This is a genomic window from Marinobacter excellens LAMA 842, from assembly GCF_001574445.1.
Classification (GTDB): Bacteria; Pseudomonadota; Gammaproteobacteria; order Pseudomonadales; family Oleiphilaceae; genus Marinobacter; species Marinobacter shengliensis.
Genome location: NZ_LOCO01000005.1, coordinates 128,078 through 149,495 on the forward strand (window position 1 = coordinate 128,078; position 21,418 = coordinate 149,495).

Sequence of the window (21,418 nt, forward strand, 5' to 3'; positions counted from 1 at the left end):
TTAATAAAGTCAATAAAGCCTGGGCCGACTTGCGCTAGTATCGGCCCATAGATCAATAACAAGGATTGCGCTGTGAAACCTCTGAGCCCCACCGACCAATTGTTTCTCTGGCTGGAAAAACGCCAGCAACCCATGCATGTGGGAGGCCTGCAGTTATTCTCGTTTCCCGAGGGCGCGCCGGATGATTATGTGGCACAGCTAGCGGAGGAGTTGAGGCAGAAATTTGAGGTGACGCCGCCGTTTAACCAGCGGCTGAGCTACAAGCTGGGTCAGCCAATGTGGGTGGAAGACGAACACCTGGACCTGGAACACCATTTCCGTTTCGAGGCCTTGCCAACCCCCGGCCGTATCCGGGAGTTACTGGCATTTGTGTCGGCGGAGCATTCCCATTTGATGGACCGAGAACGGCCCATGTGGGAAGTACACCTGATTGAAGGGCTTAAGGATCGGCAGTTTGCCATCTACACCAAGATTCACCATTCCCTGGTGGATGGCGTATCCGCCATGCGCATGGCCACCCGGATGCTCAGCGACAACCCGCAGGACACCGGTCTCCCCCCCATCTGGGACCTGCCCCGCAAAGCCCGGCCAGACCGGGACGACCCGGGCAGCTCCCTATGGCACAGCATCACCCACCTGCTGGGGATGTCTGGCAAGCAGCTGGGCACCATTCCCACGGTGGCCAAAGAGCTGCTGAAAACCATCAACCAGGCCCGTAAAGACCCGGCGTACGACTCCATCTTCCACGCGCCACGCAGCGTGTTGAACCAGAAAATCACTGGCTCCCGCCGTTTCGCCGCCCAGTCCTATTGCCTCACCCGCATCAAGTCGGTGTGCGAAGCCTACGGCACCACCATCAACGATGTGGTCACCGCCATGTGCGCCTCGGCTCTGCGCACGTATCTGATGAATCAGGATGCCCTGCCGGAGAAACCGCTGATTGCCTTCGTGCCGGTGTCCCTGCACCGGGACGACAGCACCGAGGGCAATCAGGTGGGGGTGATTCTCGCCAACCTGCATACCGACGAGACCAACGCCGGCCAGCGCTTGCTGAAGATCCATCATGGTATGCAGGAGGCAAAGGACCGGTACCGGCACATGTCGCCGGAAGAGATCATCAACTACACCGCGCTTACCCTGGCCCCTGCGGCATTCCACCTGCTCACCGGCATGGCGCCCAAGTGGCAGACCTTCAACGTGGTGATTTCCAACGTGCCGGGGCCGTCCTCACCCCGCTACTGGAACGGCGCCAAGCTGGAGGGTATGTACCCGGTGTCCATTGCCATGGATCGCATGGCCCTGAACATGACCCTGATCAGCTACAACGGCCAGGTGGAGTTCGGGCTGATAGGCTGCCGAAGAACCCTGCCCAGCCTGCAGCGGATGCTGGATTACCTGGAAGACGGCCTCGCAGAACTGGAGATCGCCGCAGGCCTTTGATCAGCCGATCTGGTCGGCGTGGTTACGCTCGGAGATCTGGCTGTTCAGGGTCCAGAAGTCGTACAGCACACCAATCAGGAACAGGCCGCCGGTGAGCAGGTAGATGATGCCGGTGATCCACTTGCCCATGTACATGCGGTGTACGCCGAACACGCCCAGGAAGGTGAGCAGTATCCAGCTGATGTTGTAGCTGATATTGCCTTCCTGGAAGCGCTTGTCGGCCTGGCGATCCATGCTGGGGATCAGGAACAGGTCGATGATCCATCCAATGAGGAACAGCCCGAAGGTGAAGAACCAGATGGTGCCGGTGATGGGTTTGCCGTAGTAAAAGCGGTGGGAGCCCAGGAATCCGAAGATCCAGAGCAGGTAGCCGATGATTTTGCTGTGGGTGTCTGGTTGTCCGTTCATCTTGGTTCCTTTTTTTGGCTTTAACTCCGGCCCTAGCCTGTGGGTTTTGGGGGCGGGACTGGGGAGGTGGGATTATTTTTCCCTTGGAAAAAACAACTCGCTTCGCTCAGACATCTTTTTTCTGGCGGGAAAAATAATCCCACCTCCCCGTCCGTCACAATATCGGGGCATAGGCGGAGAAAGACAACTGCGAAAACGAATAAAGAACACTGAAAAAAACGTTCAAAAACGGCGATCTATCAATAGGTACGCCTTCTAACAGGCTAACAGGCTAACAGGGCGCGGGGTGGTCAGAGAATTTTTCCTGTGAAAAAGATGTCTGAGCGAAGCGAGTTGTTTTTCGCAGGAAAAATTCTCTGACCACCCTGCGACCACGCTCCCAAACCAGAGGCGCAACAAATCAGGGCCCCACCTCCGGAGCCGGATCAACCCCACCTTCCCGAAACTCGGACGCCGACTTCCCGGTCCACTTGCGAAAGGCCCGGCTGAAATTCGACAGGTCGGCGTAGCCCAGTTCATAGGCGATCTCGCTGACTGACTGATTGGTATAACGCAACAGCTGGATGGCCCGGTCTTTCAGTACCGCCTCGACGATTTCGCGGTAGCTGGTGTCTTTCTCCGCCAGTCGGCGCTTGAGCGTTCGGGACGACACACAGAACCGCTCCGCCATCGCTTCCAGGGAGGGCAAGGGCCCGGGCGTCATGCGCAGCATGTTCCGAATCGCGAGCACGATATCACCCTGTTCCTTCAGCGCCTTTTGCAGTTCAAACTCACACTGGTCCCGGGCCATGCGGGAGGCCTCGGCGTCGGCCAGGCGCATGCGCACATCAAGTAGTTTGCGGGGAAACACCAGCATTTCCTCCGGCTGGCCGTACTCAAAGCGCACCGGCAGTTGGCTCGCAAACCCAGAATAGTAGGCCGGCTCCGGGCCAGACAGGCGCACCGAGACCCCCGGCAACTTGCCGTCTTCCAGGGCAAAGCCGCGGCTTTCGGCATCGGCGCGGTCCAGGAGCTGTTCGGTTAACAGAATCAGGGTGGCGCTGACGGTTTCCGCCAGAAAACCGTAGAGCCCCGGCACATCGAATTCGGTGCACAGCTGCACCAGCACCTGATCACCGGCCAGGGATTGTTTCATACTCAGGAACGGGGCCCGCAACTGCAGATAGCGGCGGACCGAATCCAGTGCCCCTTCAAAGGTCGGGCTGGTCAGGGCAGCAAAACCGAGGGTGCCGTGAATGGTCAACCGCAGTTCCTTGGCCAGGTGGAAGCTGAGGCCATCCTTTCCGGCCAGCTCCAGGGCGCGCTGGGCCATCAGGATGGCATCGGTTACGAAGATGCGGCTGTCGTTGGCCTTGAGGTCGTCGGCCGTGAAATCCAGGCCCTGGTAAAGGGCCCGGTCGTTGTGGCCGAGCTGGCGAACCGTTTCACCCAGTACCCGCAGGTAAACGCCGGGTACCAGGAACAGCCCCAGCATTTGTCGTTCTTTGTCTGCACTGGTTGATGCCATGCGGTGTCCCTGATTGATATTTATCGTGTTTCTGACTCTATCAGAAGCCACCGCCACTGGCAGTGGGGCGGCTCGCACCGATTTACCTGTCTCCCGGGCCAATTGTGCGGCGCTTTTTGTCCCAATGTGAACGGTAGCCGTCCCAACCTCGCATTCTGAAACGCCGTTGACTCCTCCACACTGGACCCATGACATCAGCCAAAGCGTTCAATCGCAGAGGAGTACAGACATGCTGACAACAACTCAAACAGACAAGCAAAACAAGGTTTCACATACACCGGACAATGTCTCGATCAAGCCGCAGCGCATGGGCTTTGAATTTGGAGAACAGGTACCCCGGTACTGGTTGGATAACAATTACCTGATCAGCCATACCATGAATGCGCTGTCGGTGCTGTTCCCCGAGGGCGAGCAGTTCTTTGTGGATTCGGTACGGGCGTTCCGGGGCCAGATTCAGGACCCCAAGCTGAAAGAGGAAGTTCGCGGCTTTATTGGCCAGGAAGCCATGCATTCGCTGGAACACATTGCCATGAACCAGCACGTGCGGGACCAGGGCATGCCGGTGGAGGAAATGGAGCGTGACCTGAAGGTGATTCTGGACGTGGCCCGCAAACTGCCCAAGCGCCACCAGCTGGCCATTACCTGCGCCCTGGAGCACATCACCGCCATGATGGCCGACATGCTGCTGGAGCGGGATGACGTGCGCGAGGATATGCACGAGAGCATGCGCCCGCTTTGGGTATGGCACGCCATCGAGGAGACCGAACACAAGGCGGTTGCCTACGATGTCTTCCAGCAGGCTGGCGGCACCTACGCCGAGCGGGCGTTCTATCAGGTGTTCAGTACTGTCGCACTGGGCATTGTGGGTACCTGGTACACCGGCCGTATGATCATGCACGATCGCAAGCATTTCTCGTTGAAGGATGCCGCCAAGGGCATGTGGCGCATGTGGGGCAAGGACGGTGCGTTTTCCAGCCTGATTCCGACCTGGCTGGAGTACTTCAAGCCTGGTTTCCACCCCTGGGACAAGGACAACAGTGAGGTGATCGGTCGGTTCAAGGCGGAGATCGAGGGTTACATTGCGCCGCAGTATAAGAATGGGAATCGGCGGACCTTGCAGTAAGGTCTGCCGCTCAGCGTGACTCCGGGGGCTCTGGGTTACGCTGAGGGCTCTGGAGTTACGCTGGCGAGTGGGTGGGGTAAGCTTTTCTTCCGGAAAAAACAACTCGCTTTGCTCAGACATCTTTTTTCCTGCAGAAAAGCTTACCCCACCCACTCTCCTGCTTGACTGGACTTTGTACTTTGGGCTCTTTCGGCCCAGAGTCTTACTTTCCTCCTGATGCTATCACTTCTCCCTTTTTCCACAGCCGCCACTCGCCTGGCTGGTAGACATCCCATTGTTCATCACTGGTCAGAGGTTCGGTGACGATCACACTGACAATGTCGTTGGGGGTGGTTTCGGATTCGAAATCGACGGTCACGTCGGCATCTTTTAGGCGGGCCGGGCCGAAGGGGGCTCGGCGGGTGATGCTGGCCATTTTGGTGGTGCAGTAAGTGAACAGCCAGTCGCCGTTACTGAGCAGCAGGTTGAACACGCCTTCGCGGGCGTAGGCCTGTGACAGGCGCACCAGCCTCTCTACCACTTCCTTCAGGGGCGTTTTGCGGTCACAGTGACTGCGCAGGTGGTTGAGGATATCGCAGAACAGGGCTTCGCTGTCGGTGTCGCCCACCGGCTCGTAGAATCCCACTGCGGCCCGAAAGTGGGAGAGCTGGCCGTTGTGGGCGAAGACCCAGTAGCGGCCCCAGAGTTCGCGGATAAACGGGTGGGTGTTGGCCAGGCAGATTTCGCCAACGTTGGCCTGGCGGATGTGGCAGATGGCCACTTCGCTTTTGATCGGGTGGGTCTGGACCACTTCGGCCAGGCGGGAGCTGGCACTGGCGTCGGAATCGTGGAAGCTGCGAACGCCCTTGCCTTCATAGAAGGATACGCCCCAGCCGTCTTTGTGGGGTCCGGTTTCGCCACCACGGCGGGTCAGACCGGTGAAGCTGAAACACAGGTCGGTGGGGGTGTTGGCGCTCATGGCCAGCAGTTCGCACATGGTGAATTCGGTCCTTGGCTGTCGATGCTGTCCGCCTTAGGATACCCGATTCAGACCGTACCTCCAGCCACGGTTTTTTCGCTCCGGTCACGGTGCACCGGCCCCGCAGGGGCCACCCGATTCCGACCGGCGCGTTTGCCGGTATAAAGGCAGCGGTCGGCGACACAGAACAGGGTTTCGGCATCCTGGCCATGGTCAGGCCACTGGGCAATGCCGAAGGACGCCGTCACCCGGATACCGGCCTCACCGTAGTGTAACTCCCGGCCGGCAATGCGCTCTCGCAGTTCGTCCATCAGTTCAAAGGCGTCTGCAGGTTTTACGTCCCGCAGGATCAAACCGAACTCTTCACCACCGAGCCGGCCCACGGAGTCGGTGGTGCGCAGGCGTTCGGTCAGGCACTGGCCGATGTTGCGCAGCACGTGATCACCGGCATCATGGCCAAGGGTGTCGTTCACCAGCTTGAAGTGGTCGATGTCCATCACCACCAGCGCAAAGCCGCTGCCGTTGCGTTCGCATTCGGCAATGGTGCGGGCCAGGGTGGACTGGAAATTAGCCCGGTTAGCCAGGCCGGTCAGGGCATCGGTCTGGGCCATGTCCACCAGCCGTTGCTCGGCCTCCTCCCGGCGCTCCTCGTACATATGCATGAACACTTGCATAAGCACGCCGCACAACACCATGTTCAGCAGATCAATCATGCCGTGGGCGGTGCCAACGGTTTCCAGGAAGAAGTAGTAGACAACAAGGCCAACAACCATGAACGGCACGCTCAGGATCATCCCTTCGCATTTTCCCAGCAGCAAATAGGCCAACACCGGCATCATCAACACCCAGACAAACGCCGCGATGGAGGCATCCGGCAACAACATGATGACAATAAAGAATGAGAAGAGGGCCACCAGATAGGCGTAGATCCACTGCTGCAGGTGGGGCGTGGTCTTCAGCCGTTGCGCGCCGAAGAACAGAAGGCCGCTGGCAAGCAGTTCAATGGCAGACACCCAGGGGAATCCGTTGAAAAACTGAAGCACAGCAAACACCACCAGTGCAGAACCGGTGACAAAGAACAGTAATCTTGCGAGTGTACGGCGGTGATTGTCCCGCAAACCGGAGCGGCTGTGTTCCAGCGCCGCGCCCAGATCGGGATGCTTTGGCGTATTCATGCTGACTCTTCCCTGGATCAGCCTCAGAGTATAGCCCTTGAATACTGGTTGTAAAATAAGCAATCGGTATTCAAGGGCCGGGGGTTAGAACCGATCAGACGTACAGGTTCTTTCTGGAGAAACGCTCCACCAGTGGCTGATAGGCAGAGCCCAACAGGCGGTTGATGGCATCAATACCCCAGGCATCCGGGCCCACCAGGATGCGGGATTCGTTCTTCAGAATGCCTTTGACGATGATTTCGGCCGCCTTGTCCGGGGTGGTCATGGCCAGCTTATCGAAGCCCTTACGCTGGGCGTCGGCGTTTTCGGACTTGCCCATACGAGCGGCGTTGGCAATGTTGGTACGAATGCCACCCGGGTGCACACAGCTGACATGCACTGGCTGGTTCTCCAGCTTCATTTCCTGGCGCAGGGATTCGGTGAAGCCACGAACGGCAAACTTGGCGGCGTTATAGGCGCTTTGCTTGGGCACACCAATCAGGCCGAATACGCTGGAGATGTTCACCACGTGGCCGTCGCCGGAGGCGATCAGGTGCGGCAAAAAGGCCCGTGTGCCGTGGGCAACGCCCCAGAAATCGATGTCCATGACCCACTTGAAGTCGTCGTCAGTCATTTCCCGCACCGTGGCAGACAGCGCTACACCCGCGTTGTTGATCACCAGGTTTACCTGGCCGAAATCTGCCTTCACCTGTTCGGCGTGGGCGTAAATCTCATCACGGTCAGACACGTCCAGGCGGTAGGTTTTCACACGGTTCTTGTCGAGGGTGGCGACGGTTTCCGCCAGGCCAGCTTCGTTGACATCCGACAGCGCCAGGCGGCAGCCCCGGGCTGCCAGGGCGTGGGCCAGGGCACGGCCAATGCCGGAACCAGCACCGGTTACCACGGCAACTTTGTTTTTCAGATCTTTCATGGCGGGAGCCTCTTGTTGTGGTCTTTCCAATTAAAGCAGCGTCTAGGTACTTCGCCACTTTAGAGAGCCACCCGGGCCAAACCTATGGCAGCGGACTCCGCCTGGTGCCGGCAGCGGGGCCAGTCAACCGGCTATTCCAGCAGATTATCCAGGGGCTGGTCGTAACCCGGTGCAAAGACCTCCAGAAAGTAGCGCACCTCCAGCAATCCGTCTGCGTCCAGCCGGGCGCGGATCTGGGCTTCGGCGGGCACGAATTCCGGGTTGCCGGCACGGATTTCCGCCCGGCACTTGAGCCAGGCCGAGAGCCGGTCAGCCGCCTTGATCAATTCCTTTTCCTGCTCAGCCAGCCGGGACTCCCGAACATAGGGCGAGAAGTCATCCCGGAGATCGGCCGGTAACAAGGCCAGTAACTCCGCTTCTGCCTTGTGTTCGATATCACCGAAGGCTTCCCGCATCACTTTCGAGTGATATTTCACCGGTGTCGGCATGTCGCCGGTGATCACCTCGGTGGCATCGTGGTAAAGCGCGGCAGCCGCGATGCGGTCCGCGTTGACCTGACCGTCAAAATGCCGGTTGCGGATCAGCGCCAGGGCGTGGGCGATGGTCGCCACTTCCCAGGAATGGGTGGCGACGTTTTCTTCGATGGCGTTGCGCATCAAGCCCCAGCGCTTGATCCAGCGCAGGCGGGAAACATAGGCAAAAAAGTGGCTGGCAGTGCGCTGTGTCAGACTGGCCATAGAACTACCTGATTCGATTAGGATTAACGAACGTCCAGCGTGAACTGCACGGTGACAAGCCCCTGTTCATCGGTGATGGCCTGGCGGGACGGCTCCAGGGTGAACAACTGGGCGGGGTCTACTTCGTGGGTTTCCTGCAGCAGGCGGCGAACCGCCAGACCCCGGTTGGTAGCCAGTTGCCCCAGGGCCTCTGGCGGCAGCGGGCGCTCACCCTCGCGCCAGGCTTGTTGTGCCTGGGCCCAGGCTTCGTCGGTCAGTTCCTCGCCCCGGGCTTCCATCCGGGCGCGCAGTAGCGCCAGGGCGTCAGCTTCCGGGTTTACGCCGCCGCGAACGTTCAGCACCAGCTCAGGGCGCTCCCTCAAAGCCTGTGCCAGGGCCGACAGTTTGGCGGCCTCACCCTCCGCCAACTCAACGCTACCCGGCACAAAACTGACCTCGCCCAGGTCTTCATTACTGAAGCCCGCCAGATCAGCCAGGGAGCCCAACATGCTGAAGGGGGATGCCGCGGCTTTCACCAGCAGGTTCACAAACGCGCGCATGACGATCTGGCCGACCCGAAACTCCGGATCGGCGATATCACCCTGCACCGGCAAGTCGACCTCAATGAGGCCACGGCGGTCTGTCAGCAGCGCGAGGCCGAGCTTGACCGGCGCGCTGATGGCCTCATCACTCGGAACGGCCTGACCCAGCTCCATACGGTCCAGCACTACCCGGTTTGAGGCTTTCAGGCGGGTGCCGGTGAACGCATAGTCCAGATTCATTTTGAGCTTGCCCGAGTCGACGGCGTAGCCCAGGTATCGGCCGAAGTAGGGTGACAATACCGGCAATGCCAGATCCTCCATGGCCAGGCGAATGTCGCTGGTATCCTCGGTGCCCAATGCGCCCAGCGTGCCTTCAAAGGTGACGGGGGCAACGCCTGCGAGCCGGCCCTTGAGGTTCACCCGTCCTTGCTGTGGCGGCACATTACTGATGCCGCTGACCGCACCGGTGAGATGATCAAAGTTGGTACTGAACGGCGGCTCCAGTGTGCGATCGGAATAACCGACGGCTCCGTCTTCAACCACCAGTTGATTGATCCGGAAAACAAACTCCGTTTCTCCGGAGCTGGCTTCGGGGCCTGTCGATTGCGCTGATGCAGGCTCACTGCCGGTATCTGGCTGCCCGCGAACGATCCGGGCCAGATTGTGCACGCCATCAAATGAGCGAACGACGTTCAGCGAGGGCCGTGCCAGGGTTACCGTGCCGATTTCCAGCCTTGGCGGGTAAACATTGAATTCGATTGGCGCCAGGCGCAGGGTACGCCAGCCCAACATGGAGGCATCGCCATCAGGCAGCCTTAAATCCAGGTTTGCGACCTCGCCGGTGCCGCTGAACGTGCCGGTCATCGGATCGTCCTGGCTGTCCAGGTCCAGGTTGCCATCAAAACTCAACTCACCGCTGGCCAACGCCAGGTTGGCCGCTTGCTGCAGGTATGGCTCAATCACCGCAAGCACAAGATCGGAACCGGATACTGCCGCCTCCAGCGTGAACGGCGCCGGTGTCAACTGGCCGTTGGCGGCGACACGGCCACCACTGGCAAGCGCTGAACTCAGCCGGTAGCTGACGGGTTCATCCAGGCGATCCGATAAACCGCCCAGGGTTATGTCCAGATCCACCAGTTCCAGCTCCGCCGCTTGCTGTGGCACCTGATCCCGCCAGCGCACCCGCCCGTCAGCCAGCTCAAAACCCTGAACCGACCAGCGAAACGCCGGTACGCCGGTGTCCGGTGGCTCGCCCTGGCCTTCATCGGCAGTGGCTTCTGGCATAGTTGCCAGCCAGTCAATTTGACCCTCGTTGTTGCGGACCGCGGCAACAAAGGGTTGATCGAGTGTGATCATACCTACGCGGACTTCTCTGGCTGTCAGATCAAAGCCGATACCATCAACCTGGATACCGGAAGTGGTCAAGCCCGGTTCCTCATCCCCGGCATCCAGGGCCAGGGCCAGGTTCTGCACAGTCAGCTTGCCCTGGGACGTGATCAGCTCAAACGGCTCGCCACCCGCCAACTGGTAATAGGACTCTATGGCCACGGTGCCATCCCGTAACTGCCATGGCAAAAACGGCGACAGAAAATGCGCCAGGGTGTCATGGCGCAAATCAGCCACCTTCAGGCGGCCTTCGGAGTAAAGTGGCGCTATGCTCAGCTCACCGTCCCACTCAATGGTCTGGTCACCCAGGGCAGCGATCACTGAATACTGACTGCCACCGGTCTCCCTTGGCCAGGTGGCCAGCTCGTTGATGGACAGGTCGAGCGGGGTAATACGGAACTCTGCCGGCTCCGCCTGGCTGAAATCCCGGAACAGCAACTCGCCGCCATCGATCGCCAGGTGCTGGAAGTACAGCTTGGGTATCGCGCCTGCCTCATCCCCGGCTTCGGCTTCGGCTGCGGCTACGGGTTCCTGTGCGAGCTCATCTGGCCGGGAGGCCTGCCAATCGCGGGCAAAGTTGATCCTGTAGTCATCCAACAGATCCAGCCGGATGTGCGGTTCCTGCAGGCGAATGTCCTGGAAATGGACGATCCCCCGGAACAGGGGAAAGAAACCCAGATTTACAAACAGGCGATCAAACCCGACCACTTTTTCGCCGGCACGGTCGTCCGCAGACAACCCCGTTATATCCAGGGTCAGGGTGAAGGGGTTTACCTGAACTTCCGACAACTCAGCCTGCCAGCCCATCTGCTGATTCAGCTGTTCCGGCAAAGTCTTTTCGAGCCACCAGGGCAAAGCCAAAAAGCCTGCGAGGGCGTACAAGCCAAACAGAACGACCGCTACAATAGCCAGGTTTCTGGGCAAACGACTGGGGGAATGACTCCGGGCCACGAAACTCTCCTTGATCGAGGGCGAACACACGGGGCTGCCTGCACCCCCTGCCTGACACTAGGATAGTCCGCCCGGTAGTCCTTTGTCAGCCGCTGACACGCCAACGTGAACCCGTTATGCTTGAGTGCCGTACCTGTAGACACTTAGCGGGTTACGCAGCAAGACGAGGAGAGGTGAATGGACATCGGCGATATGCGTCGGGATTTTGAAAGTAAGGGGCTGGACAGGGAACACCTGAATGACGACCCAGTAGCCCAGTTCCAGGCCTGGTTTAACGATGCCCGTAGTGCCGGGATTCTGGAACCCAACGCCATGTCACTTGCCACCACCGGCTCTGACCAGATGCCGGACTTGCGCACCGTGCTACTGAAATACTTTGATAGCCAAGGCTTTGTTTTCTACACCAACTACGGCAGCCGCAAGGCCAGAGAACTGGACGAAAACCCAAGGGCTGCGCTGCTGTTCCCCTGGATCGGTCTGAACCGCCAGGTACGTATTCAGGGAAAGGTAGAGAAAGTCAGTAAGGCGGAATCCCTCAGGTACTTCGCCTCCAGACCCCGTGGCAGCCAGCTCGGAGCCTGGGTTTCTGAACAGAGCAAGGCGATTACCTCAAGGGGGCTACTGGAACAAAAGGTGGCGGAGATGAAACGCAAGTTCAGCTCCGGTGAAATACCCTTACCCAGCTTCTGGGGCGGTTATCGGGTGGTACCGGAACGCATCGAGTTCTGGCAGGGACGGCCAAGCCGACTTCACGACCGTTTTGAATACGTGAGAGAGGCCGATGGCTGGACCATCCAACGACTCCAACCCTGATCGTCCCAGTATCTGGCTGTGCCACCAGATCAACCGGGATGTTCCCGAAGCTCCTGCCTGGATGACCGGTTTCGAGGCTGAAACACTGGCTCGGCTGGCGGGTACTCGCCGTCAGGAGTTCCTGACCAGCCGCTGGCTGCTCCGGCAAAGCCTTGCGCAAACCAGTGACCAGGCACCAGAGTGCTGTCTTCCCGTGGATGGGCGACCAAACAGTGCCGTTAATCCGGAAGGCCGATTTCTGTCCTTGAGCCATAGCCGGGGGCTTTGCGCCGTGGGCACAGACACCTATCAGCTGGGTATCGACATCGAGCCAAGCCAACGCAGGCCGGATTGGGTCGCCGTTGCCAGACGCTGGTTCTCCCCCATCGAACAGGAGTGGCTGTTTCGCGCTGATGATCCCTTCGATTTCCTTAAAGTATGGACCCTGAAAGAAGCCTGGCTCAAGGCAACCGGTCGTGGCATTGCCGGCAACCTGCAAACCCTTGAAGTTCGCAACCAGTTTGAGCTCTATGGCGATCAGCCCGACCAGACCTGGCTGGCCAGTTGCTTCTACGTGGAGGGTTTTCTGGTAACGTTGGTCTATCGAAACAGGGATCAGGGCGGCCCGAGCAGTTGGCCCGGCATCACCCTGCTGGAACCACCTCCGGATGACTATAACCTGGCACTGGCGGGTACCCAGGAAGCAAGTTGGGAGCCCATGTTCCACAGGGTCATCCGGTCAAAGCGATAACCGGGATTCACTGTTATGACCCAATACACCGAGCGCTGCCCCTGGTGCGGCACCGACCCACTCTACGTGCATTACCACGACACCGTCTGGGGCCGCCCGGAGTACGATGACCAGGCGCTGTTTGAAAAGCTGTGTCTGGACGGCCAGCAGGCAGGTTTGAGCTGGATCACCATCCTGCGAAAGCAACAGAGCTATCGCGACGCTTATGCCAACTTTGATCCGGAAACCGTCGCCCGCTTTACCGAGCAAGACCAGCAACGCCTGCTGCAGAACCCGGGCATCATCCGTAATCGACTGAAAGTACGTTCGGTGATCAACAATGCCCGACGCTACCTTGAACTGCAGGAACAGGGCATTGGCTTTTCCTCGTTTCTCTGGCAGTTCGTTGATCACCAGCCAATCCAGAACACCTGGCAACGTTTCGAGGAAGTTCCGGCGATCACCAAAGAATCCGAGGCCATGTCCAGGGCCCTGAAGAAAGCCGGCTTCACGTTCGTTGGCCCGACCATCGTCTACGCCTTCATGCAGGCTACAGGCATGGTGAATGATCATCTGGTTCAATGCCCGGCCTATCAGGCCTGCTTTGAGATGTCACAATGATCTTACCGGAGCGGTTGCACGTAAATCCCTGGGTAACACCATTTCGGGAGCCAATCCGTGCGCATCACCCTCAACCAACTCAGGAACCTCGAGCAGCCGGTTATTGAACTGCTGGAGATCATTTCACTGGAAGGCCAGCATTACATGGCCAGACTGCACGGGCCGGATGGCCTGATGCTGTTGTCTGACGACAAAGGGCAAACACGCCTGTTTCGCAGCGCCTGGCAACTGCAGGACACCCTGAGCGATCTGGACGTGCGTGAAACCCAGATTGTTCACCCGTCCGCCTACCATGAAATGGTGGGCATGGAGCCAACAGAATTCGAACCCATGCGGATACAGGTTCAGAGGCAACGGTCGTGATTGCAGTTGCCCGTCTCGCCATCCTGGTCGGCATAGCCGGCCTGATACCGTTTCTTGCAGGAACCGCCGGCCTGTTTGCAATGCCGGGGAAAAGCATCATCATCCTGAGCTGGTTCTACGCGTACAGTGCGGGCATTCTCGCGTTCATGGCCGGCATTTACTGGACCATCGCACTGCAACTGGAGAACCGCTCCTACCCCCAGTCACCACTGGTGTCGATGTTACTCAGCCAGCTGTTTTTCGTCGCCGCCGGAGTAGGGCTGCTATTACAAACGCCCCACAAGATTGCCCTGTACACCACCGCCTACCTGCTGCTGTACATCGTCGACGCTCGCTGGATGCGGCCCTACTGGCCGGCATGGTATCTGCGACTGCGCCTGGTGCTGACCACCGTGGTACTGGCGTGCCAGGTGACCGTCGGCGTGTGGTTCTATCTTAGTCACGGTGCCTGAGGTCAGGCACCGTTGTTCGGCTCCGAAAACCACTGTTGCAGCTTCTTTAACGCGGTCTTCTCTATCTGGCGTACCCGCTCACGGCTGATTCCCAACTGATCCGACAGGGTTTGCAGCGTCTCCGGTTCGGATACGCCCAGTCCGTAACGTCGGGACAGAATATCCCTCTCCCGCTCAGTCAACTCACCCATCATGGCCTGCAAGGTAATCTGCCGGTCCCGCTGCCGCAGAGGATGGTCTGGAGACATGGTTTCGCCACTGGCCAGGCTGTCGCCCAGGGTAATGGTACCGTCTTCAAGCAAAGGCACATCGGTGGACACTTCCCGGGCGGCCAGCGCTCTCAGTTCGCCGATGCGCGAGGGCGAGGCCTCCATGGCTTTGGCCAGCTCGGTCTGCGATGGCGTGCGCCCCAGGGCCTGGTGTAATCGCATGGAGGTTTTTTGGAGCTGACGTATTTCCTCGACGACGTTCTCCGGTGTGTGCACTACCCGCACGCCACGCTGCAGGCAACGGCGCACCTCCTCGCTGATCCACCAGTAGGCATAGGTTGAAAAACGAAAACCCTTAGCCGGGTCGTATCGTTCAACCGCCTTGATCAAACCCACATTGGCGTCCTGAATCAGGTCTGACATGGGGATACCGTGCTGGTTGTAACGGCGGGCAATGTGCACCGCCAACCTCAGGTTGCACTGAATCAGCCGGCGCCGGCAGGCCATGGCTAGGTGATAGGCCCGGCGACAGCGGCTGGAGAAGGCACAGGCATCACCCAGGCTACCAACCACTTCCCGAAGGGTTTGTGGGGTGTCATCGGGCAAACAGAGTTCCTGGCTGATCACTCTTAAGCTGCGAATCAGCTGCCGCGCCAGACGGCGCTCCGCATCATCGCTGAGAAGTTCATGTCGGGACGCATCCCTGAAGTACAACCCTACCAGGGAATCCCTTTCACCATCGTGGGGAAGAGTCGGAGACGGTCCCTGCCGATCATGTATCTGCATTGGCTAAGGTACCCGTTGAAACTTTGTCGAATATACGGTGAGGTCGGGCGGGCAGATTGCCCTGGAAGGCGTGGAAAACCGAGACAAACGAGCGGGGAGGTGAGGAGATCGGTCACGCCCGGCCATGTTACTTACCCGGTGAAAACACCGGGCAAAACGGCCGACCGGGCGCCCGATCAGGAGGCAAGACGTCCTCCATTACCCACCGGCAAAGCGACCGGTTTTGCCGGTGGGTAATTCTTCAGGTGGTTGAAGCCGCTACAATGGCGTACTCGTGATTGTGGGGTTCAATCAGAGCACCGTGCAGGGCCACAATCGCCTGGTTGTAGTGGTCTTCTTCAATCACAAACTGGATATCCACCTGACGCATGCACTGGTGGATGGCCAACACGCTGATGTCCTGGTCTGCCAATGATTTCACCGAACGGGCCAGGATGCCTGGCACCTTCATATCACTGCCAATGGCAGACACCAGGGCCACTTTGCGGGTACTGATCTCGGCATTGGGGAATTCTTCCTCCAGCGCCTTGACCACACGCTTCACGTGCTTGAGCGTGGTGTCCACATAATGGGTAATGGTGTTGGCGTTGGTGTCCTTGGACATGAAGCGCACCTTGAAGCGGCTGAGCACTTCCAGGATTCGGCGGTCTGAGCCCGGCTCACCCTGCATGTCCTGGTCAAACACCTCAATGGCGAACACGCCCTTGGCACCGGCCACGATTTCCACCTGCGGCTTCTCGCTGACGTAATCGCCAGTGATCAGCGTGCCGGTGTGCTCCGGTTCAAAGGTGTTCATCACCCGCAACGGAATCTCGTTTTGGCGCAGGCCCTTACCGGCACGGGGGTGAATGGCTTCCATACCGAGGTTGGCGAGCTGGTCGGCCACGTCGTAGTTGGTTCGGCCCAGGGGCACCACCTTCTCTTCACCCACAATATTGGGGTCAGCAGAACTCAGGTGGTATTCCTTGTGAATGATCGCTTCACGGGCATTGGTGATTACCGCCACCCGGCTGAAGGTCATTTCACTGTATCCCCGGTCAAAGGTTCGCATCAGGCCTTCCTTGCACTGAGCGTAGCCGGTGACAATCGGCAGTTCGCGAGTCAGGTCAACGCTGTCGAACGCCTGCTTGAGCTTCTGGTCGAGAGGCAGCAGTTCGCTGTCGCGCCAGCCGGTCAGGTCGACAAAGCGCGCATTGATGCCTTCCTGCTGCAATTTCAGGGCGGTGTTGAACGCACTGTGGGCTTCACCGATTCCGGCGAGCATTTCCCGAACGGTCAGCAGATGCTCTTCCAGCTGGAACTGGCCATAGGAACACAGACGCTGGAGGTCGATCAGACAACCCCGCACCCCTTCAATTCGGTCGGTAATGAACTGGTCAGCCTGCTGTTTGAGCATGGGGTCTTCAAACAGTTCGCCGTTGATGTCGGTCAGGAACTGGATCAGTTTGGTGAGGTCGTCGCCCCAGGCCCAGTCTGATTCAGCGTCTGCGAACAGGGCGTATACGCCCGGCTCGCCGGTTTTCTTGTGCTCCAGCAGTTCGTTGGTGACACCACCGTAGGCTGACACCACGAAAATCCGCTGGTAGAGGTCGCTCTTCTTGCGTTTACCAATAATGATATTGTCGCGAACGGCCTCATAATTACTCATTGAGGTACCGCCGATCTTCTCGACGGTATGCTGTGCCGTAGTCATATTTTTGCCTTCGCTATCCTGCGGAATGAATGGTCTGGATGACGGGCGCCTTACGACGCCTCGCTGACACCTTCCTGCATGATTTCATCAACCGACTCGGCCAGCAGGCTGGCTCCCAGGCGCAAGTCCTCCTCGCTGGTGGTCAGCGGCATCAGGCACTTGATGACTTCGTCGTTCGGACCACTGGTCTCGATGATCAGGCCCTTCTGGAAAGCACGCTTGGTAATGGCACCGGTGATGTCCGCATGGGTCGCTTCAATGCCACGCATCAGGCCCCGGCCCTTCATCTTGAACTCACTCGGGTACTTGTCGCAGATCGCTTGCAGGGCGTCGCCCAGCACCTTGGTCTTGGCCTTCACTTCGTTAGCGAAACTGTCGTCTTTCCAGTAGGTTTCTACCGCGGCACGGGCCGTGACAAACGCCATGTTGTTACCACGGAAGGTACCGTTGTGCTCACCGGATTCCCAAACATCCAGCTCCGGCTTGAACAGCACCAGCGCCATCGGCAGACCGTAACCGGACAGCGACTTGGACACGGTCACAATGTCCGGCTTGATGCCAGCAAATTCAAAGCTGAAGAATTCACCGGTACGGCCGTTGCCCGCCTGGATATCATCCAGAATCAGCAGGATATCGTGCTTCTTACACAGGTCAGAAAGGCCTTTGAGCCATTCGGCACGGGCTGCGTTAAGACCGCCCTCGCCTTGAACCGCCTCAACAATCACTGCCGCCGGCAATTCAACACCGGAAGAGCTGTCGGACAGCACCTTGTCCATGATCATCAGGGTGTCGATGTCTTCACCGAGGTAACCATCGTAAAACTGGAAATCAACGCTGCCCAGCGGTGTGCCGACACCACCACGGTGGTGCTTGTTACCGGTTGCAGCAACCGCACCCATGGTGACACCGTGGAAACCGTTGGTGAACGAGATAATACCGGTGCGGCCTTTGACCTTACGGGCCAGCTTCATGGCCGCTTCCACACAGTTGGTGCCGGTGGGGCCAGTGAACTGCATCTTGTAGTCCAGGCCGCGGGGATCCAGGATGTACTTCTTATAGGCTTCCATGAAGTCATGCTTGGCGGTGGTAAACATATCCAGGCCCTGGCTCACGCCGTCCGCTTCGATGTACTCAAGCAGCGCTTTTTTCAGAATATCGTTGTTGTGGCCGTAGTTCAGGGAACCGGCACCGGCCAGGAAGTCCAGGTACTGTTTGCCGTCTTCGGTGTACAGGTGCGCGTTCTTGGCACGGTTAAAAATCACCGGGAAGGCACGGGAATAAACGCGTACTTCAGATTCAGTGGACTTAAAAATTTCCATTGTCTTGCCTCTTAGCATGTCAGGTTCGAGGTAATTGCGCGGGGAGCCTGCTGGTAATACGTGTCGGTCGCAACAAGCCCGCCGTGCGTTGATGTCAGCCCTTTGGCAGGCCCACCTCGGGTAGCCCGCCGGCTGTTTCTAGTCGCTATCGGCGATTCACATTGGTGAATCAGGGCACTCAGACAGGCTTCGTGAAGGGCCCGATGCGCAGCAGGAACTCGGAGTCGTGCTTGCCGCCAAAGTGGGTCTCTTTCTCGAAGTGCTCGTGATAGGTGAGCTCGGCTCCCAGATCACGTGCAAAAGAGCGGAACAGCGCCCAGGAGGCTTCATTGTCTTCGGTAATCGTGGTTTCCAGATGCGTGACATTCTTGCACGCTTCGCGACCCACAATTTCCTTCAGCATCCGCTTGGCGAGGCCCTGTCCACGACCTTTCTCGTGAACCGCCACCTGCCAGACAAACACGGTCTCGGGCTGTTGGGGAGGGATGTATCCGGAGATAAAGCCGACCAGATCGCCGTCCTTCTCCGCCGCCACGCCGGTCTCGGCAAAGTGGCTGCACTGCAACAGGTTGCAGTAAATCGAGTTGGGGTCCAGCGGCGGACATTCCGCAACCAGCTGGTGGAGCCTGAAGCCATCATCCTTGGTAGGTTTGCGCAAGGTGATGGCGGTGGTATTCGATCCTTCTGATGTCATAACGTGATCAATTCGCTTCAAAAGTTAGAGTTGAATTATATAGACCACAAAATATATTTCAAGTCGCCCCCAACAGCCACCAAGAACTACCGGGGTTCGATTCTTTCAGAATAGACCGAATTGAAGCATTCGCCAGTGACAGACTGGTTACGGAATGGAAGGAAAAACCACATTGCCAGGATCCAGACTGGTTCCACCCACCAGGCGGCTCCGATAAGACACTGCCGCAGGCGAGCCTTCCGGCCACAGCCGGTCAAACTGTGACAGCCAGGCATTCACATCGTAAGCCACAGGCATCAGGGAAACGTGCAAACCGGGCCGCGCCAAGCCCGCCACAGGCTCAGAGAAGGGGCTCGTAAAGCCAAGACGGGTAATCAAACCGCGTGGGTCAGAGCGCAGGTTACCCATCCCCGCCGCGCCGTTATTGGTCACCAGGCAAGGGCGCCCATCCACTTCTCCAGACCAGAGAACCGGCAGGCAGGTGTGAGTGCACGCGATCACATCGGCACCGGTGGTGCGAAACCAACTGACCAACTGCCGGTCGTTACCGGCGGTGAATGCTTCATGGGACAACCCCCAGCCCGCCAGCGACTCAGGGTCACCATGCAACACCAAAATCTTTAGGCCTCCAAAGATCAGGCAGCGGTATCTTGGTAATAGCGAGAGTTTCTTTTGGATATCGGGGTGTTGGTCCGCCAGCGCCTGCAGGCGTTCCATCATCTGGTTCGAACGCGCCACCACACCTTGATCCACGTACTCCGGGTAGGCACAACCACAGCCCGCTCCGGCATTGGGAAGCGATAGCTCATAATCCACATTGCCGAGAACCGCGGTATGGTCCAGAACCCGGCTGTTGATCTCCCGGAACAAGGTGTCGTCGGCGTTGAACCAGTTAAAATCGCCATTGAACACCAGTTTGACCCGGTGACCATGGCGCTCCTCCGCCTGCGCCATGGCTTCGATTTCGTCCAGGGCAAAGGGGTTGCCGTACAGCCCGCCGACGATATACAGCACACTCTCGGAGGCATGGGAGGGCTCCCCGCAAAGCGCTTCCGGCCGGTAGCGGTAAGCCAGCGGGCAGCTGCGCCCTTCTGTGTCAGCCATTGCCTGATCCCTCCCGTTTTATCACGCGCCCTCAGCAACCACAGACTTTCCGGCCAGGCGCCGCAGCAGCAAAGGCAGGAAGAAACACGCCGTACAGATCAGAAAGCCGTAGGCATTCACACCCAGCAACATGGCGTAGGCACCATCACCAATCGCCCAGCTGGAGGGAATGAGGCCCGCCGCCAGCAGAACACCCAACCCGAGCCCGGTCCAGAAACTGAGGTGAAAGCTCCAGGGCGACCACTGGGTAAAGCCATAAAACAGGAACACCGGCGCCAGGCCCATCACCATGGTGCCCGAAATAGTTGTGGCCTTGAGGATGTCAGTGCCTGCGAACATCGGTAGATTGCCGAGCAAGGCAAACACAACCATGACCACAGCTCCCATGCGAACACTCGGCAACTTATCCTGAGCACGACGGGCCAGGCGGGGCAGATCCACCGCCAGGGATTTCGCCAGCGAACTGAAGGTGGAATCCAGCGTTGAACCGGCCGAAGTCATCATGATGACGCTCATAAAGAACAACGCCGCCAACCCGAGCGATTGCCCGACGGCGGCCGGCGCATTACCCATGGCTTCAATGCCATTGAGACGCGCATGCACGCCCACCAGACTGAAGATAAACACTGCCACAAAGCCAAGAAGACCCGCGACCACGAAGCTCTTGAGCATGGTCTTTTCCTTGTTCACAAAGCCCCGGTCGGTCAGCACCGGGTCATGGAACGGGTAACTGAACAGCTGCAACAAAGCCACCAGCAGCAGATCGAAGCCGGCGTTCAGGCGGAACTCGCCGTTGGTCAGCAGCGCGCTGGTATCGTTGGCCGGAATAATCAGGAACAACACCGCCCCGACGAAGAACACGAACACAAAGGCCTGAATCACATCGGTAAAGATCGAAGACCGAAGCCCGCCTTTAAGGCTGTACGCCAGGGTAAAAACGGTAAACAGCATCGCCGCAGCGTAGTATTCCCACTCACCAGGCAGGCCGAAATACCCACCGACCACGGCGGTGTTACTCCAGACTTCGTTATACAACCGGATGAGGATCGCCGCCGCAAACGCCAGCGCTGCGAACCGTCCAAACCGGGAGGTCAGGAAATCCTGCAGGCTCCTGGCCCCGGTCTGGGTACGGATCAGGTAGATAACGTAACCCGCCACCGGAATCGACAACCAGTAACTGGCGTAGGCCAGGCCACCGACCACGCCATAAGCGGCGCCGAGGTTGGCGGCGTTGGTCACCGATTTGGCAAAGATCCAGCTGATAAAGATACTCGCCGTGAGCGACCACTGGCCCACCGGGTTGCCGTGGTCATCTGCGCCTTTGTAAAACGAATTGGCGTTCTTGCTCTTGGGCGACAGCACGTACATAACCACGCCGTAGACCAACAGAAATCCCCAGAACAGGGAGGCTTCAGTAAAGTTCATTTTTTTATTCCATTGTTTTGGTGCAGGTCATTGAGCGGTGGAGGGGGTTCCAAAACGAAAATCGTGGATTTTCTAATGGTTTTGGAACCCCCTCCACCGCTCAACGCCCCCGAC

At 58.6% G+C, this 21,418-nt stretch carries 20 protein-coding genes; 7 read left to right on the plus strand and 13 right to left on the minus strand.

From position 1 onward, the window contains the following. Positions 1-72: 72 nt before the first annotated feature. Positions 73-1,440, plus strand: coding sequence for a WS/DGAT/MGAT family O-acyltransferase (locus J122_RS27530; protein ID WP_061331278.1), 1,368 nt, complete (start codon positions 73-75; stop codon positions 1,438-1,440). Here the strand turns inward: J122_RS27530 and J122_RS27535 are convergent, their stop codons facing one another. Further along, positions 1,441-1,848: an NINE protein gene (locus tag J122_RS27535; RefSeq protein WP_061331279.1), complete on the minus strand. Its 408-nt coding sequence runs from the start codon at positions 1,846-1,848 to the stop codon at positions 1,441-1,443. Positions 1,849-2,248: 400 nt separating this feature from the next. Continuing rightward, positions 2,249-3,355: an AraC family transcriptional regulator gene (locus J122_RS27540; RefSeq protein ID WP_061331281.1), complete on the minus strand. Its 1,107-nt coding sequence runs from the start codon at positions 3,353-3,355 to the stop codon at positions 2,249-2,251. Between the two features lie 229 nt (positions 3,356-3,584). Between J122_RS27540 and J122_RS27545 the strand changes: the two genes are divergently transcribed. Next, on the plus strand, positions 3,585-4,478 hold the full coding sequence (locus J122_RS27545; protein ID WP_061331283.1) for a metal-dependent hydrolase: 894 nt from the start codon (positions 3,585-3,587) through the stop codon (positions 4,476-4,478). A 202-nt stretch (positions 4,479-4,680) separates the two neighbouring features. Here J122_RS27545 and J122_RS27550 read toward each other — a convergent pair whose 3' ends face one another. The 5 genes from J122_RS27550 to J122_RS27570 form a co-directional block, all read right to left on the minus strand. Next, on the minus strand, positions 4,681-5,454 hold the full coding sequence (locus J122_RS27550) for a class II glutamine amidotransferase (protein WP_061331285.1): 774 nt from the start codon (positions 5,452-5,454) through the stop codon (positions 4,681-4,683). A 50-nt stretch (positions 5,455-5,504) separates the two neighbouring features. Further along, positions 5,505-6,611, minus strand: coding sequence for a GGDEF domain-containing protein (locus tag J122_RS27555; protein WP_061331287.1), 1,107 nt, complete (start codon positions 6,609-6,611; stop codon positions 5,505-5,507). A gap of 94 nt (positions 6,612-6,705) precedes the next feature. After that, a complete protein-coding gene (locus tag J122_RS27560) occupies positions 6,706-7,521 on the minus strand; it encodes an SDR family NAD(P)-dependent oxidoreductase (protein ID WP_058092851.1) in 816 nt (271 codons plus the stop codon). Positions 7,522-7,652: 131 nt separating this feature from the next. Then, positions 7,653-8,258, minus strand: coding sequence for a 5'-deoxynucleotidase (gene yfbR, locus J122_RS27565; RefSeq protein ID WP_061331290.1), 606 nt, complete (start codon positions 8,256-8,258; stop codon positions 7,653-7,655). 23 nt (positions 8,259-8,281) lie between these two features. Next, complete coding sequence (locus J122_RS27570; protein ID WP_061331292.1) at positions 8,282-11,116, minus strand: DUF748 domain-containing protein; 2,835 nt, start codon at positions 11,114-11,116, stop codon at positions 8,282-8,284. Between the two features lie 177 nt (positions 11,117-11,293). Between J122_RS27570 and pdxH the strand changes: the two genes are divergently transcribed. From pdxH to J122_RS27595, 5 genes are read left to right on the plus strand one after another with little or no spacing between them, the layout of a single operon-like run. Beyond that, positions 11,294-11,929: a pyridoxamine 5'-phosphate oxidase gene (gene pdxH, locus J122_RS27575; protein WP_061331294.1), complete on the plus strand. Its 636-nt coding sequence runs from the start codon at positions 11,294-11,296 to the stop codon at positions 11,927-11,929. Then, positions 11,898-12,659 (plus strand): 4'-phosphopantetheinyl transferase family protein, encoded by a 762-nt coding sequence (locus J122_RS27580; RefSeq protein WP_061331296.1) that lies wholly within the window; start codon positions 11,898-11,900, stop codon positions 12,657-12,659. Before pdxH ends, J122_RS27580 begins: the two co-directional genes overlap by 32 nt. 15 nt (positions 12,660-12,674) lie before the next feature. After that, complete coding sequence (locus tag J122_RS27585) at positions 12,675-13,259, plus strand: DNA-3-methyladenine glycosylase I (protein WP_061331298.1); 585 nt, start codon at positions 12,675-12,677, stop codon at positions 13,257-13,259. A gap of 57 nt (positions 13,260-13,316) precedes the next feature. Next, on the plus strand, positions 13,317-13,622 hold the full coding sequence (locus J122_RS27590; protein WP_061331300.1) for a DUF6482 family protein: 306 nt from the start codon (positions 13,317-13,319) through the stop codon (positions 13,620-13,622). Then, on the plus strand, positions 13,619-14,074 hold the full coding sequence (locus J122_RS27595) for a DUF3429 domain-containing protein (RefSeq protein ID WP_061331302.1): 456 nt from the start codon (positions 13,619-13,621) through the stop codon (positions 14,072-14,074). The genes J122_RS27590 and J122_RS27595 overlap by 4 nt, the downstream gene beginning before the upstream one ends. Before the next feature lie 2 nt (positions 14,075-14,076). Here J122_RS27595 and J122_RS27600 read toward each other — a convergent pair whose 3' ends face one another. From J122_RS27600 to J122_RS27625, 6 genes are all read right to left on the minus strand, one after another. Next, on the minus strand, positions 14,077-15,069 hold the full coding sequence (locus J122_RS27600) for an RNA polymerase sigma factor RpoD/SigA (RefSeq protein WP_061331304.1): 993 nt from the start codon (positions 15,067-15,069) through the stop codon (positions 14,077-14,079). Between the two features lie 241 nt (positions 15,070-15,310). Next, positions 15,311-16,762 carry an aspartate kinase gene (locus J122_RS27605; RefSeq protein WP_061331306.1) on the minus strand — a complete coding sequence of 484 codons (1,452 nt, stop codon included), beginning with the start codon at positions 16,760-16,762 and terminating at the stop codon, positions 15,311-15,313. 50 nt (positions 16,763-16,812) lie between these two features. Beyond that, a complete protein-coding gene (gene ectB / locus J122_RS27610) occupies positions 16,813-18,081 on the minus strand; it encodes a diaminobutyrate--2-oxoglutarate transaminase (protein WP_061331308.1) in 1,269 nt (422 codons plus the stop codon). 178 nt (positions 18,082-18,259) lie between these two features. Next, complete coding sequence (gene ectA, locus J122_RS27615; RefSeq protein ID WP_061331310.1) at positions 18,260-18,775, minus strand: diaminobutyrate acetyltransferase; 516 nt, start codon at positions 18,773-18,775, stop codon at positions 18,260-18,262. A 147-nt stretch (positions 18,776-18,922) separates the two neighbouring features. Continuing rightward, a complete protein-coding gene (locus J122_RS27620; protein WP_061331312.1) occupies positions 18,923-19,879 on the minus strand; it encodes a hypothetical protein in 957 nt (318 codons plus the stop codon). 21 nt (positions 19,880-19,900) lie between these two features. Then, entirely contained in the window at positions 19,901-21,304 is a 1,404-nt protein-coding gene (locus tag J122_RS27625) for a sodium:solute symporter family transporter (RefSeq protein WP_061331314.1), read from the minus strand. Between the last annotated feature and the right edge of the window lie 114 nt (positions 21,305-21,418).

Excerpts from the sequence above, each read along its gene's own strand:
- J122_RS27620 (WP_061331312.1), bottom strand. The coding sequence starts at position 19,879 with ATGGCTGACACAGAAGGGCGCAGCTGCCCGCTGGCTTACCGCTACCGG.
- J122_RS27585 (WP_061331298.1), top strand. The coding sequence starts at position 12,675 with ATGACCCAATACACCGAGCGCTGCCCCTGGTGCGGCACCGACCCACTC.
- J122_RS27560 (WP_058092851.1), bottom strand. The coding sequence starts at position 7,521 with ATGAAAGATCTGAAAAACAAAGTTGCCGTGGTAACCGGTGCTGGTTCC.
- J122_RS27550 (WP_061331285.1), bottom strand. The coding sequence starts at position 5,454 with ATGTGCGAACTGCTGGCCATGAGCGCCAACACCCCCACCGACCTGTGT.
- J122_RS27545 (WP_061331283.1), top strand. The coding sequence starts at position 3,585 with ATGCTGACAACAACTCAAACAGACAAGCAAAACAAGGTTTCACATACA.
- J122_RS27605 (WP_061331306.1), bottom strand. The coding sequence starts at position 16,762 with ATGACTACGGCACAGCATACCGTCGAGAAGATCGGCGGTACCTCAATG.
- ectA (WP_061331310.1), bottom strand. The coding sequence starts at position 18,775 with ATGACATCAGAAGGATCGAATACCACCGCCATCACCTTGCGCAAACCT.
- ectB (WP_061331308.1), bottom strand. The coding sequence starts at position 18,081 with ATGGAAATTTTTAAGTCCACTGAATCTGAAGTACGCGTTTATTCCCGT.
- J122_RS27600 (WP_061331304.1), bottom strand. The coding sequence starts at position 15,069 with ATGCAGATACATGATCGGCAGGGACCGTCTCCGACTCTTCCCCACGAT.
- yfbR (WP_061331290.1), bottom strand. The coding sequence starts at position 8,258 with ATGGCCAGTCTGACACAGCGCACTGCCAGCCACTTTTTTGCCTATGTT.
- J122_RS27540 (WP_061331281.1), bottom strand. The coding sequence starts at position 3,355 with ATGGCATCAACCAGTGCAGACAAAGAACGACAAATGCTGGGGCTGTTC.
- J122_RS27555 (WP_061331287.1), bottom strand. The coding sequence starts at position 6,611 with ATGAATACGCCAAAGCATCCCGATCTGGGCGCGGCGCTGGAACACAGC.
- J122_RS27535 (WP_061331279.1), bottom strand. The coding sequence starts at position 1,848 with ATGAACGGACAACCAGACACCCACAGCAAAATCATCGGCTACCTGCTC.
- J122_RS27580 (WP_061331296.1), top strand. The coding sequence starts at position 11,898 with ATGGCTGGACCATCCAACGACTCCAACCCTGATCGTCCCAGTATCTGG.
- J122_RS27625 (WP_061331314.1), bottom strand. The coding sequence starts at position 21,304 with ATGAACTTTACTGAAGCCTCCCTGTTCTGGGGATTTCTGTTGGTCTAC.
- pdxH (WP_061331294.1), top strand. The coding sequence starts at position 11,294 with ATGGACATCGGCGATATGCGTCGGGATTTTGAAAGTAAGGGGCTGGAC.